Raw genomic sequence first — 12,096 nt, 5'->3', positions numbered from 1 at the left:
GTCTGGTCTGCAAGGCTGCGATGAGGCGCTAAGAGCGATTTCGCGACAAGAGCAGAAGGAGGGCGGGTGGCCGCGGCGCTGCGGGCGCAGCCGAAGCCGCGCCCGGTATCACGCCATTACTTCTTGTTGAAGATCCACTTGTCGACCAGCTTCTGCGTCGTGCCGTCCTTGTCGAGTTCGGCAAGCGCCGTGTCGATCTTGTTCAGCGTGTCAGCATCACCCTTGCGGATGGCATAGGCAACGCCTTCGCCAAGCGTGGTATTCTTCGGAACAGTGAGCTTCACTTCATAATCGGCACCGGCATCCGACTTCAGGAAGGTCTGGATGTAGAGATCCGGGATCAGCACGTAATCGACGCGGCCGGCGATGAGATCGGCAACGGAGTTGTCGGCCGTATCGTAGCTCTTGGCCTCGGCGCCCTTGAGGTATTTCGCGACATAGGCCGCCTGAACGCTTGAGGTCTGAACGCCGATGATCTTGCCGGAAACGATTGAGGGATCGATGATCTTGCCCGAACCGTCGGGTGCATCGACGGTGGTGATCTTCGTGCTGTCGGACTTGGCGCCGACGAAGGATGTGCCTTCGGTGTAATATGGCGTGCTGAAATCCACGACCTTGCGACGATCATCGGTGATCGAGAAGGCGCCGATGATGAAATCGACCTTCTTTTCGTTCAGCGACGGGATCAGGCCGTCCCACGCCATCTGCTTGATGTCGCACTTTGCCGTCAGTTTTGCACAGACCGCGCGGGACAGATCGGCTTCGAGGCCTTCCCATTCGCCCGCCGCATTCACCTGCGTGAACGGCATGTAGGGCTCGGGTGTCATGCCGAGGCGGATCGTGTCCTCGGCGTGAGCAAGGCCGGCAGACAAGATAAGTGCGACGCCGGCCGCGATTGTCGATTTGAAGCTATGCATGCTGTTCTCCCAGTTTGATTTTAAGTTTGTTTTATCGGCCGTTGCGGAACCAGCGCAGCGACATGCAGGACAGGCCCGCATCAATCTTTCCGATTTGGGTCGTCTGCAAAGGCACGACCTTGTAGCCGAGCTTGTCGAGCATCTCGATCGTGCGCGGGAAGTCCGAACCGACCATGACGACGTCGTTGACGCGCAATGCGTTGGCGGCGGGCTCTTCGCCTTCCGGAATGATGATTTGCTTGAAATCCTTGAAGACGCCGGAGCGGGCAAGGCGAGCTGTCGAGAGTACGCTTTCGTCGTCGAGCAGCGAGCAATCGGTCTTGAAATGCAGTACGCCTTCTGGCGTCGCGACGATCTCAGCCTTGCGGCCGAGCTTGGCGATGCAGGCAACAAGCGCTTCGGCACCGACCTTGTCGGTCCGCGCGGAAAGGCCGATCATGACGCTCTTCGGCGTCGTCAGCACGTCGCCGCCATCGGCAAAGCCGGGGCTTGGCAGATCGAGGACGGTTTCGAACATGTCGCGAAGCGTCGGGGTGATTTCAGCCGTTTCGCCGACGCGGCTTACCGCACCGGGACGAAGCAGGATCGCGCCTTCCGGGAAGACGAGTGCCGGATCTTCGACGAAGACCGAGTCTGGGAAGGCTTCGAGAGCGGGCAGAACAGTCACTTCGACACCGGCATCGCGCATTGCGGCGATATAGGCATCATGTTCGGCCTTGACGCCATCATAGGTCGGGTTGCCCCGATCGTCGGCGCGAAGGCCGTTGACAACCGAGCGTGAGGGCTGGCGCACGATGACGGAATTGAAGTGATAGACTGATCTTGCTTGCGACATTTCCAAGTACCTTTATTTTCTTGACGGCTTCTCTATCCGGCTCACCCGGCGGCGTAAAGCAATTGTGTGGCTGCCGGATCGCGGCGCGACAGGTGGATGCCGGCGAGCATGCAGCGCACCGATCCACCGGCCAGTTCGATGGTCGAGACATCGAAGGGCAGCAGTTTCGCCGACTGTTCGATGGCCTCGGCCTGGCCTGCGTCGAGGACTGCGTGAGCCCTGGCCGACAATACGACCACCCTGCCGCCTCGACCTTCCAGCTCGATGGCATTGCCGGCGAAGTTCTCGATCTGCTCGATCGAGAGATCGATCACCTTGCGGCCGGTTTCCTCTAACCTTGCGATGATCTCCTGGCGGCGGGCAACATCCGGGATCATCTCGGACCCCAGCAGCGCGAAATCCGTCCCGATGCACATCAGCACGTTCGTGTGGTAGATCGATTTGCCGTTGCGATCGACAGCGTCGAAGACCATCGGCTCGAAGTTGAAATGGGTGCAGAAGCGCTCCAGCGCGACTTCATTGGTGCGGTTGGAGCGGACGGCATAGGCGACGCGGCCGATATGATCGAGCACCATGGCGCCGGTGCCTTCCAGGTAGACATGGTCCTTTTCCAGGCCCGAATAGTCGATGACGTCCTGGACGCGATAATCGGCCTTCAGCATCTCGATCACGTCGCTACGCCGCTCGCTCTGACGGCTCGCGGAATACATCGGATAGATGGCGACATGGCCGCCCGAATGCGTGGAGAACCAGTTGTTGGGAAAGACCGAGTCCGGCGTCGTGGCGGTCTTGTCTTCGAAGACATGCACGGTAATGCCAGCCGATGCGAGGCCTTCGGCCATGCGCGTCACTTCGTCGAAGGCCGCACTCGCGATTGCCGTTGCCGCGCGCCTCTCGTCGTTCGACTGGAACGAGTTGTCGTTGGCGGTCATCGGGTTCGGAGTGAAGTGATGTGGCCGGATCATCACGACTGACTTCGGGGCCTGTACGGAAAGTTTACTCATGCTTCAGGCGACGCTCCGCTGCAAAGTGGAGGCTGACTGGCGAAAAAGCCGCGATGATTACGGGCATTCTCCAGCTTGGCATCACGCTGCAGCTTCGTCTTCGACTTGCCTGGCAAGCCGAGGCTCTGTTTCGAAGCGCTCGCGGCGACGAGAATCCTCGCCGGTCGAGCCAGCTCGACAACATCGCCGACGCCTACAGATTGAACCACGTTTCCAGCCTCCTCAGGAAATTTGATGAGGCAGCGTAGGTAGGCATAGCGTCAGTTGAAATTCGAGAACTGTAGAAATTTTTGCAATAAATCTAGCAAATTGCACTGCCGCTTTGTGCAAACCGTCAGAGATGTTTTTGATTGCTGTGTTGGGGTTTGATCTCGACGACCGCGATGAGCGGCATCCAGGCCCTTGGAAGATCAAAGTCCGGGCGCCTGAGGCCTCTTGTCGAACCTTCCGTCTGACGGTTGGTCGCGCAGAATTGGCGTATCTAAATCCTGTATCAATGGGAACCCGAACAGGTCTGCATCGTTTCTGACAGACGAATTGTCGTAAACCACCAGGAGAATGCAATGGCCGATATCAAGCTGGACAAGGACGTCAACGTTCAGATCGAGGAGCTGCGCAACCAGATTGACAAGCTTTCGACAGACCTCGCCGGCAGGATAGACCTTGCATCGGAACGTGCCGACGAAGCGCTGTCCTCCGCCAAAGCCAAGGTTTCCGACGTTGCGGACATGGCGCGCAGGGAGGGCCGGAACGTGGTCCAGGCCGCAAGGGAAAACCCGACGGCAACAAGCTCGGTGCTCTTCGCGACAGCGCTCGTCGGCTTCTTTGCTGGCCTGGTTGTCGGCAAGCTTGCGGACTGACGTAATCCATCAGGATCTGCCCGTTACGCCTCGGCCTGTCATGGTCAAGACGTAACGATCATGATCGTGCAGATGCCATTACATCTGCGCAGCCCCGCACGGTGATGAGCCGGAGCGGGGTTTTATTTTGGTCAGATATGGTGGGAGTTGGCTGCGCCGCGCAACTACCTTGCTGAAGAAGGCGACTTTCGCTTGGGGCTGGCAAGCAGGCCCTCGCGCTGCAATTTCTTCCGCATGGCTTTGCGATGCCTGCTGATAGCCTGCGCCTTTTCCCGGACACGGCGCTCGGACGGCTTTTCATAGGCGCGCCGTTCCTTCATCTCCCGAAACAAGCCTTCGCGTTGCATTTTTCGTTTCAGCGCTCTCAGCGCCTGTTCGACATTGTTGTCTTTTACCAGAACCTGCATTTTGTTCTCCTTATTGTTGCCGTTGATAAAATGATGGTCGCCGTCAGCCGAGTTGCTCGGCGACCAGCTGCTGAAGCTCCCTGCGCGTCAGCAGGCAGGGATAGGGCTTCCAGTTCTTGTCGTTGGGCCGGTTGCCGGCCTGTTCCCGTTCGCACGGCTTTGCCGCCGCAATCGCGGGCGTAATCTTTGGTGTGTTCAATAGAATTTCCTTCGCCGGCCATCGGCCAGCGTTAATGACAGTGTGTTGTGGGAGCGCCCGTCACGTCACAAGACGGAGTTCAAAGCCTTAGGCTTCGCGGCTACTCGGTGTAGCCAGGGACGCTGTTTCAGCTCGTAAAATGGGTATTCAGAAGTGGCATTGCAAGGACGGGTCATTTCGCCCGAGCTTCAGCCCCAAGCCTTGCATCCGGCGGAAGGCCGCCAAAGGCAGCGCCTCCCAACCACTTGCTCAAGGCGCTCACTTGTTGGTGCGGTCGAGCAGAATGCTCATCTCGTCGAAGCGCCGCTTCCGGTCGGCGTTCGTATCGTTCGCCGAGTAGCAGACATCGGACACGCAGAATCGCGTCAGATGGTAAGGCGGATCGGTCTTGTCGAACTCGCATTCGAAGCTGTCGCTCATATCGGATTTCGCGGTCCCTGGCCGGATCGAATAGGTCAGCCGAACACCGGGTGGCTTCAATTCAGGAAAGGATTGGACGATGCCGACATTGAGATGATCGGTCAGCAGAAAATTCCTGGCGGCAATCTGACATGTATTTTCGAGCTGAGGTGACTGAGCCTCTGCCGCTGCCGGTGCGAACAGGGCAGCGCCCGTTAGGGCCAGCCCTATCATTGTTGCTTTCGATATGATGGCAGATGTGGTGCCGGCAGGGCGCTCTCTACGACGGTTCCGAAATGACGAAGTCTCGATACTGATCGCCGGCATCTCATGTTCCTTTCAAATGCCTGTCGCTGACGCGGCACTGCCGGTTATTGCAGAGCCATGCGCGTCAGCGCTTCACTCGGTTCGCTACCGAACCGGGTAAGGAACGGCCTGTGGCTCTTATGGTTCCCGGAGAGGGTATCGGTTTGGACCCGGCGTGTGGCCTTGGCTCCTGTTGCTTGCTGCCGCCAGTGCCTTTCAGACGCGACCCGTTCGGTGCTGGTCGACGAGATTGCGGCAGGCGCGGATCGTCAGCGCCATGACGGTAAGTGTCGTGCCGGCGATGCCGCTGCCGGGAAAGGCACTGGCGTCGGTGACGATGACGTTGGGTACATCCCAAAGCTGATTATGGGCGTTGAGCACCGAATTTCGCGGGTCGCTTCCCATGCGTGCGCCGCCTGTCTCGTGGATGGCCGCTCCCATGCACATGGTCTTGCGGAACCAGGCGCGGAACATGAAGCGGCTGAATGGATCGGCATCGGGGAAGGCGCCTCGACCCATCTCCCGGAGACCTGTGGGAGAGCCGATGAATTCCAGATCACCGCCGACGCCGCGCACCATGTCGATCAGCACCTCTTCCTGCCGGCGCAGAAGCGCGTGTTCCTCGTCGCCCATTACGCAGCGGATGTGGGGCACAGGAATGCCCCAGGCATCCTTGCGACGCGCATCGAGCGTGATGCGATTGTCGGCATAGGGCAGCATGCGGCCGAAGCCGAAAAATGCCAGTCTTGCGGGCTGGTCGTCGGGGGTTGGCGCCCGGCCGATGCTGCCCTGATAGTCGAAATCATCGCGACCGGCATCGCCTTCCCCAAAACGGGGGACGAAAATGCCGCCGGAGGGATTGTAGAAGGGATCGGTCGGAGCGGAGTCGTCGACCGCCCAACCCTTTGCTTTCGAGAAGGAGCCGAAGGCGAGGCACGGCAGCTGGTCCATAAAATAGCGGCCGAGCGCGCCGGAGCTATTGCCCAGTCCCTGCGGATGACGGTCGCTCGCTGAATTGAGAAGCAGCCGCACGCTTTCGATCGGCGATGCCGAAAGCACCACAAGCGCCGCCCGCACGGTCTCGACCCTGCCGGTAACGCGATCGATGAATTCCGCGCCAGTGGCTTTTCCGCCCGATTGGTCGGTCGTGATGCGGCGGACGATGGCGTCGTGGCGGATGGTCAGCCGGCCGGTTGCCAGTGCTTCGCGAAGCGGCTTCGGCGTGCGCTCGGCATCTGGTGCGATATAGCGCCAGGAAACGACATGCCGCTGCGGCCAACGACCCTCGACCTCTGTCTTGAAGGTCTCCTCGGCCGGCGTCAGCTTTGCCGGATGCGCATAGACGCCATCGGGCAGCGTCTCGACGCCATCCTCATTGCCGTAGAGCCCGAGGCTCGATTCGACCTCGGCGTAATAGGGCGCGAGTTCGTCATAGGATAGCGGCCAGTCCTCGCCTTTGCCGGTCTTCGACTTGATCCTGAAGTCATCGTCGGTCCAGCGCAGCAGCACGCGGCCGAAGCTGTGCAGGCGGCCACCGCCCTGACGGCCACGGATCCACAGGAAGGGCGCATCCTTCGGGGTCGTATAAGGGTTCTTGCGATCGTTGACGAAGAAGTGGCTGAAGCGCTCAGTAAAGAACGCCGCGCGTGCCTGAATGGGCTGGCCTTTCAGCGTCGCGCGTGCCCGCTCCCAGATATTGATGCTGCTGGCGGGTGCCTTCTTGCGGTTCGGATCGAAATCCCTCTGCGTCACCGCGGGACCGGCTTCGAGCAGCAGGACCGAAAGCCCTTGGGCGGTCAATTCCTTGGCGGCAAAGGAGCCAGCGGCGCCGGAGCCGATCACCAGCGCGTCATAGATAGTCTGGGACATGGATAATTTCCGTATGCTGTGAAAGCGGGTTCAGAGACGGGCGCCATCGGCGTCGAAGAGTGAGGCCTTGGCGATATCGAGCCCGGGTGTGATCCTCGTGCCCGGCTGGAGTGCGGCATCGCCCATGATGCGATAGGAGAGGCTTTGTCCTGCCCAATCGAACCACAGCACCGTGTCGGCTCCCATCGGTTCGACGACCGAGACGATGCCAGGGATGGTGGGCCAGCCCGTCGCTGCGCCATCCGGCGCTATATGTTCGGGCCGGATACCGAGCGTGGCTGGACCCGCTTTGGCGGCGGCCAGAAAGGGATAGCTCGTGAGATCAATGGCAAGTCCGTTGCTTTCAAAGATCGGCGTACTTGCCTTGAGCGAAATCTCACCCTTGATGAAATTCATCGCCGGCGCGCCGATGAAGCCGGCGACGAAAAGATTGGTCGGGCGATGGTAGATCTCGGATGGGCTGGCCAGTTGCTGGATCACGCCGTTCTTCATGATGGCGATGCGATCGGCGAGCGTCAGCGCTTCCACCTGATCATGCGTCACATAGATCATCGTATTGCCAAGGCTCTGGTGCAGCTTCTTGATTTCGACGCGCAATTCGTTGCGCAGTTTGGCATCGAGATTGGAGAGCGGTTCGTCGAACAGGAAGACATTCACTTCGCGCACTAGCGCGCGGCCGATCGCGACACGCTGGCGCTGGCCGCCGGAGAGTTCGGAGGGACGGCGGTCGAGCAATTGGTCGAGATGCAGGAGCGATGCGGTGCGGGCAATGCGCGCATCGATCTCGGCCTTGGGAAGGCCCGCGACGCGCAGGCCGAAGGAAAGGTTCTTGCGCACCGACATGCGGGGATAGAGCGCATAGGATTGAAACACCATGCCGATGCCGCGATCCTTAGGTTCGGCCCAGGTGACGTTCTTGTCCGATATCCAGACCTCGCCATCCGTGATGTCCTGCAGACCGGCGATGGAGTTGAGGAGCGTCGACTTTCCGCAGCCGGACGGTCCCAGCAGCACGAGAAATTCACGTGGGGCGATGTCGATCGACAGCTTGTCGATGACGGTATGGTCGCCATAGGCGATCTTGAGATCCTTGACGGAGACGGCAGGCTGCATGGCGTTACCCCTTGACGGCGCCGGCGGCGACACCACGCAGGAACCAGCGGCCGGAAAAGAAATAGATGGCGAGCGGAACGACGGCGGTCAGGATGGTGGCAGCCATGTTCACATTGTAGGCGCGCTCGCCCATGGTGGTGTTGACGATGTTGTTGAGCTGCACCGTCATTGGCAGATTGTCGCGCCCGGCAAAGACCAGGCCGATCAGGAAGTCGTTCCAGATGCCGGTGAACTGGAAGATGGAAGCGACGACGACCATCGGCACCGACATGGGCAGCATGATCTCGAGGAAGATCCGCCAGAAGCCGGCGCCATCGACGCGGGCGGCCTTGCAGAGCTCCTCGGGGATGGCGACGAAATAATTGCGGAACAGCAGCGTCACCAGCGGTAGGCCGAAGATGACGTGGACGAGGACGACGCCGGCTACCGAATTATAAAGGCTCAGATTGGCGAGCAGCCGCACCAGCGGATAGAGGAAGATCTGATAGGGGATGAGGCCGCCGGCCATCAGCAGACCGAATAGAAAGTTTGAGCCCCTGGGCCGCCAGAAGGAGAGAGCATAGCCGTTGATCGCGCCGATGAAGACGGAAATGACGACGGCCGGCACGGTGATCTTCACCGAATTCCAGAAACCGATGCGCACGCCCAGGCATTGCGTGCCCATGCAGGCTCCGGACCACGCCGTTTTCCACGCGTCGAAGTTGATAATGTCAGGCAGGGCAAAAATCCGACCCTGGCGGATCTCCTCCATCGACTTCAGCGAGGTGACGAGCATCGTGTAGAGCGGCAGCAGAAAGAACAATGCGGCCAGGATAAGAAAGGCATAGAGCCCGATCTGGCCGGCCGACAGCCGCGAAGGCTTGGGGCCTCGAGGGTGAAGAGCTACCATCAGCGTGCTCCCCTTCTTCTGGCGCGCATGTAAAGCGCATAGCGAAACGGCGCGACGGCCATGACGACCGACAGCACGAGGACAGTGGCGCCGGCGCTGGCGAGGCCGAGGTTCTGGCGCTCGAACAGATTGTCCATGATGAATTTTGCCGGCACTTCAGTCGAATAGCCGGGCCCGCCGCCCGTCTGGGCGACGATGAGATCATAGGTCTTGATCACGCCCATGGAGAGAAGCATGCCGGAGGCGGCAAGCGCCGGCCCGAGTTGTGGCAGGATGATCGACAGATAGATGCGCCAGACCGGAATGCCGTCGATCTGGGCCGCTTTCCATTGCTCTTCACCGATGCCGCGCATGCCGGAAAGTGCGATGACCATGACGAGGCCGGCTCCCTGCCAGATGCCGGCGAAGACGACCGTGTAGATCGCCATGTCGCGATTGACGATCCAGTCGAAGACGAAGCCCTGCCAACCGAGGGCCCTGACCGTCGCCTGGATGCCGAAGGTCGGGTTGAGCATCCATTGCCAGATGAGGCCGGTGACCACGAAGGACATGGCATAGGGATAAAGGAAAATGGTGCGAAACACGGCTTCGAAGCGGACCTTGCGGTCAAGCGCTGCCGCCAGCACGAAGCCCAGCACCAGGCAGCCCCCAACGTAGAGGAGACCGAAGATCAAGACGTTTTCGAGGGATGCGAGCCATCTCGATGTCCGGAACAGCTTTATATATTGGGCAAAGCCGACATAGTTGGACGACGGAAAGATGGTCGAGTCAGTAAAGGACAGGCGCACCGACCAGACCATGGTGCCGATATAGATGAAGATCGCGGCAATCCAGGTCGGCAGGAGGGCACAGGTCGCGGCAAGGGGACGTCTGCGCTTGGCTTGCATCAGCAAACCCTTTCAAAGGTAAGGAGCAGAGCCGATCGGCGGGGAGTCCCGACGATCGGCTCGTTATGAGGCCTACTCGAAGATCGCGAAGAATTTCTCGGCGCCCGAGGCGCTGTCCTCGGACGGATTGGTCCAGAACTCGTCGACGAAATCGTTGAGAGCGCCGGCCTGTTGCGGCGAGAGGATCAGAGCCTGGTCGGGTACGATCTTGCCTGCGGTCATCAGCTCCAGCCCCTTTTGCGCGCATATGTCGAGCTTCGATTTGTCGACATCGGTACGCATCGGGACCGAGCCTTTCCGCAGCGAAAACTCGACCTGCACGGCCGGATCCATGGCGACTTCGGCGAGCAGGGCCTGCCCCTTCTGGGAGGCCGCATCGGCGATCTTCGGAAAGGAGAAGGAATCGGCGACGTAGACCATGCCGGGTGATTGCGGTGCGAGCATGCAGCCATAGTCCTTGCCAAGCGCCTTGCCGGCGGCAACGAATTCGCCCTTGGCCCAATCGCCCATGAACTGCACACCGGCCTTGCCGGTGATGACCATGGCTGTGGCGTCGTTCCAGTTGCGGCCGGCAGCCCCTTCATCGACATAGGCGCGCAGCTTGCCGAGGATATCGAGCGTCTTCTTCACGCCGTCGACGGATGCGTCGCTCTTGTCCTTGTCGACATAGATCTTCAGGAAGCCGTCGATGCCGACCTGCGTCAGCAGGATCATGTTGAAGACCTTGGATTCCTGCCAGGATTGACCGCCCCAGGCAACCGGCTGGAGGCCGGCGGACTTGAGCTTGTCGAGCGCGATGAAGAACTCATCCCAGCTCTTGGGCTCCTCGGCGATGCCGGCCTTGGCGAAGGCATCCTTGGAATAGAATACCCAGCTTTCGCCATGGGCGTCGCTCGGCGAGAGATAGACCTTACCGTTATAGGAGATGAGATCGAGGATCGATTTCGGCAGGACATCAGCCCATTTGCCGGCTTTCGCCACATCGTCGATCGGGCTCAGAAGTCCCTGATTGACGAAATCGGTATTGGCAAGGCCGATCACCGCCTGCTTGGCAGCCGGCGGATCGCCCGCAACCAGACGGTTCTGGAAGGCGGCATCAGCCGCGCCGAAACCGGCGATGGAGGAATCTTTCCAGACGCCGCCGCGCTTTTCGAACGCCTGCTTGATGACATCAAGGGCAGCGGCTTCGCCGCCGGAAGTCCAGGAGGTCATCACCTCGGCCTGCGGCTTGTCTTCGGCATGGGCAGGAAGAGAGGCCGCAAAGAGCGCGGCTCCCATCAATAGAAGTTTCATTTGGTCTTTCATCGTTCCACCTCTTCAAGAAAGCCCTCTTGGCGGGGCCATTCGTTTTCAGATCATTGTATCAGCGATAGATCGGCAGTAGCGCCTGCCGCACAAGCGTCAGCCCGTTTGCGATGTCGGCAACCGGATCGGCGGCGGCATCGAGCTCGAGAATGGCCCAGCCCTCATAGCCGCGGTCGCGCAGCAGCCTGGCCCAGCCCGGCCAATCGACGCGGCCAAGGCCGAAGCCGCAGAAATATGGGCGATGGCGATCATGGATATGCTCGTCGATAACAGTGTCGGCCGGCATCGGCCCGAGCGCATCCTTCCAATGGGCGATGATGACACGCTCATGGTGACGGTCGACAAGCTGCAGCGGATCAGAGCCGGCAACGATGATATGGGCCGTGTCCGGGCACATATGCACGTAAGCCGGATCCGTCAGCAACATCAGCAGATCGACATCGCGTGCGGCGGCAAAGATCGAGTGCGCCTCGGTGTGGAGTGCCAGCCGCACACCCTTGGCGTAAAGGGTGGCGCCGAGACGGTTGAGGAAATCGGCAATCTTGCGCGCCTGCTCGAAATCGAAAAAGCGAGCCGGCTGTTCGCCGAGCGTCTGGCGAAGCGGCCCGCCGATGACCATGATGTCGCTGCCGCATGCCTTAAGGAATTCCGCGTATTTTTCCGCCTTGTCGATGATGGCGGCCTGCGCCGATGCTTCGGTGAAATCGCCGGCGGCTTCGAGTTCCGCGAAGAAGCCGCTCGCCAGCGTCAACCCGCGCCTGGAAAGCTCAGCGGCGAAATTCTCAACCGAACCATAGGTCTTGGTCGCATCCTGCCAGTTGAACGGCGAGAAGGTCAGTTCGACGCCGGTGACGCCGGAGGCCTGCACAGCGTCGAGAATCTTGTCCCAGAAGACGCGCGGTTCGCTGCGGGACAGGGCGATGATGCCGTCATAATCCTCGACGCCCCAGAAACCGGGGTGGAAGAAGGTGACGAGGTCGACACCAAAGCGAAGTCGTTCCGTTGAGCTCATGAGACTATCCGTTTCGAGAGTAAGGAAAACCGTCTGCGGAAAGGGTTCCGCAGCAAATAATCCATAGTGATTTCAATGCACTGTCTTTTGGCAA

14 protein-coding genes are annotated in these 12,096 nt (G+C 60.1%); 1 reads left to right on the top strand and 13 read right to left on the bottom strand.

All coding sequences use genetic code 11. From position 1 onward, the window contains the following. Positions 1-116: 116 nt before the first annotated feature. The 4 genes from A6U86_RS23385 to A6U86_RS23370 are packed head-to-tail and all read right to left on the bottom strand — an operon-like array spanning position 117 to position 2,965. Positions 117-917 carry a transporter substrate-binding domain-containing protein gene (locus A6U86_RS23385; protein ID WP_068395725.1) on the bottom strand — a complete coding sequence of 267 codons (801 nt, stop codon included), beginning with the start codon at positions 915-917 and terminating at the stop codon, positions 117-119. Between the two features lie 31 nt (positions 918-948). After that, on the bottom strand, positions 949-1,752 hold the full coding sequence (locus A6U86_RS23380) for a dimethylarginine dimethylaminohydrolase family protein (protein ID WP_068395722.1): 804 nt from the start codon (positions 1,750-1,752) through the stop codon (positions 949-951). 41 nt (positions 1,753-1,793) lie between these two features. Beyond that, positions 1,794-2,756, bottom strand: a complete 963-nt coding sequence (gene ctlX / locus A6U86_RS23375; protein ID WP_068395719.1) for a citrulline utilization hydrolase CtlX — start codon at positions 2,754-2,756, stop codon at positions 1,794-1,796. Further along, a complete protein-coding gene (locus A6U86_RS23370) occupies positions 2,753-2,965 on the bottom strand; it encodes a hypothetical protein (protein WP_068395718.1) in 213 nt (70 codons plus the stop codon). The genes ctlX and A6U86_RS23370 overlap by 4 nt, the downstream gene beginning before the upstream one ends. 354 nt (positions 2,966-3,319) lie before the next feature. Between A6U86_RS23370 and A6U86_RS23365 the strand changes: the two genes are divergently transcribed. Then, positions 3,320-3,616 (top strand): hypothetical protein, encoded by a 297-nt coding sequence (locus A6U86_RS23365; protein ID WP_068395710.1) that lies wholly within the window; start codon positions 3,320-3,322, stop codon positions 3,614-3,616. Positions 3,617-3,780: 164 nt separating this feature from the next. On the opposite strand, the gene rpsU is transcribed toward A6U86_RS23365, so the two are convergent. From rpsU to A6U86_RS23325, 9 genes are all read right to left on the bottom strand, one after another. After that, entirely contained in the window at positions 3,781-4,023 is a 243-nt protein-coding gene (gene rpsU, locus A6U86_RS23360) for a 30S ribosomal protein S21 (protein WP_068395707.1), read from the bottom strand. Positions 4,024-4,066: 43 nt separating this feature from the next. Next, on the bottom strand, positions 4,067-4,222 hold the full coding sequence (locus A6U86_RS35680; protein ID WP_198929082.1) for a hypothetical protein: 156 nt from the start codon (positions 4,220-4,222) through the stop codon (positions 4,067-4,069). A 258-nt stretch (positions 4,223-4,480) separates the two neighbouring features. After that, positions 4,481-4,855 carry a hypothetical protein gene (locus A6U86_RS23355; protein ID WP_068395703.1) on the bottom strand — a complete coding sequence of 125 codons (375 nt, stop codon included), beginning with the start codon at positions 4,853-4,855 and terminating at the stop codon, positions 4,481-4,483. 288 nt (positions 4,856-5,143) lie between these two features. Then, a complete protein-coding gene (locus tag A6U86_RS23350; protein WP_068395700.1) occupies positions 5,144-6,796 on the bottom strand; it encodes a GMC oxidoreductase in 1,653 nt (550 codons plus the stop codon). A gap of 30 nt (positions 6,797-6,826) precedes the next feature. Then, positions 6,827-7,909 (bottom strand): ABC transporter ATP-binding protein, encoded by a 1,083-nt coding sequence (locus A6U86_RS23345; protein WP_068396099.1) that lies wholly within the window; start codon positions 7,907-7,909, stop codon positions 6,827-6,829. Positions 7,910-7,913: 4 nt separating this feature from the next. Continuing rightward, a complete protein-coding gene (locus A6U86_RS23340) occupies positions 7,914-8,798 on the bottom strand; it encodes a carbohydrate ABC transporter permease (RefSeq protein ID WP_068395697.1) in 885 nt (294 codons plus the stop codon). Continuing rightward, a complete protein-coding gene (locus A6U86_RS23335) occupies positions 8,798-9,685 on the bottom strand; it encodes a carbohydrate ABC transporter permease (protein WP_068395695.1) in 888 nt (295 codons plus the stop codon). The genes A6U86_RS23340 and A6U86_RS23335 overlap by 1 nt, the downstream gene beginning before the upstream one ends. A 72-nt stretch (positions 9,686-9,757) precedes the next feature. Then, the gene (locus A6U86_RS23330; protein ID WP_068395692.1) at positions 9,758-10,990 is read right to left on the bottom strand and encodes an ABC transporter substrate-binding protein; all 1,233 of its coding nucleotides are present in this window, start codon (positions 10,988-10,990) and stop codon (positions 9,758-9,760) included. Positions 10,991-11,048: 58 nt separating this feature from the next. Further along, positions 11,049-12,002 carry a sugar phosphate isomerase/epimerase gene (locus A6U86_RS23325; RefSeq protein WP_068395689.1) on the bottom strand — a complete coding sequence of 318 codons (954 nt, stop codon included), beginning with the start codon at positions 12,000-12,002 and terminating at the stop codon, positions 11,049-11,051. Positions 12,003-12,096 lie beyond the last annotated feature (94 nt).

Origin of the sequence: Rhizobium sp. AC27/96, from assembly GCF_001692325.1 — a bacterium.
Classification (GTDB): domain Bacteria; phylum Pseudomonadota; class Alphaproteobacteria; order Rhizobiales; family Rhizobiaceae; genus Rhizobium.
This window is presented reverse-complemented; position numbering and strand designations above follow the sequence as displayed.

Coding starts and splice junctions, on each gene's coding strand:
- A6U86_RS23340 (WP_068395697.1), bottom strand. CDS start 8,798: ATGGTAGCTCTTCACCCTCGAGGCCCCAAGCCTTCGCGGCTGTCGGCC.
- A6U86_RS23365 (WP_068395710.1), top strand. CDS start 3,320: ATGGCCGATATCAAGCTGGACAAGGACGTCAACGTTCAGATCGAGGAG.
- A6U86_RS23335 (WP_068395695.1), bottom strand. CDS start 9,685: ATGCAAGCCAAGCGCAGACGTCCCCTTGCCGCGACCTGTGCCCTCCTG.
- ctlX (WP_068395719.1), bottom strand. CDS start 2,756: ATGAGTAAACTTTCCGTACAGGCCCCGAAGTCAGTCGTGATGATCCGG.
- A6U86_RS23350 (WP_068395700.1), bottom strand. CDS start 6,796: ATGTCCCAGACTATCTATGACGCGCTGGTGATCGGCTCCGGCGCCGCT.
- A6U86_RS23355 (WP_068395703.1), bottom strand. CDS start 4,855: ATGATAGGGCTGGCCCTAACGGGCGCTGCCCTGTTCGCACCGGCAGCG.
- rpsU (WP_068395707.1), bottom strand. CDS start 4,023: ATGCAGGTTCTGGTAAAAGACAACAATGTCGAACAGGCGCTGAGAGCG.
- A6U86_RS23380 (WP_068395722.1), bottom strand. CDS start 1,752: ATGTCGCAAGCAAGATCAGTCTATCACTTCAATTCCGTCATCGTGCGC.
- A6U86_RS23345 (WP_068396099.1), bottom strand. CDS start 7,909: ATGCAGCCTGCCGTCTCCGTCAAGGATCTCAAGATCGCCTATGGCGAC.
- A6U86_RS23385 (WP_068395725.1), bottom strand. CDS start 917: ATGCATAGCTTCAAATCGACAATCGCGGCCGGCGTCGCACTTATCTTG.
- A6U86_RS23325 (WP_068395689.1), bottom strand. CDS start 12,002: ATGAGCTCAACGGAACGACTTCGCTTTGGTGTCGACCTCGTCACCTTC.
- A6U86_RS23330 (WP_068395692.1), bottom strand. CDS start 10,990: ATGAAAGACCAAATGAAACTTCTATTGATGGGAGCCGCGCTCTTTGCG.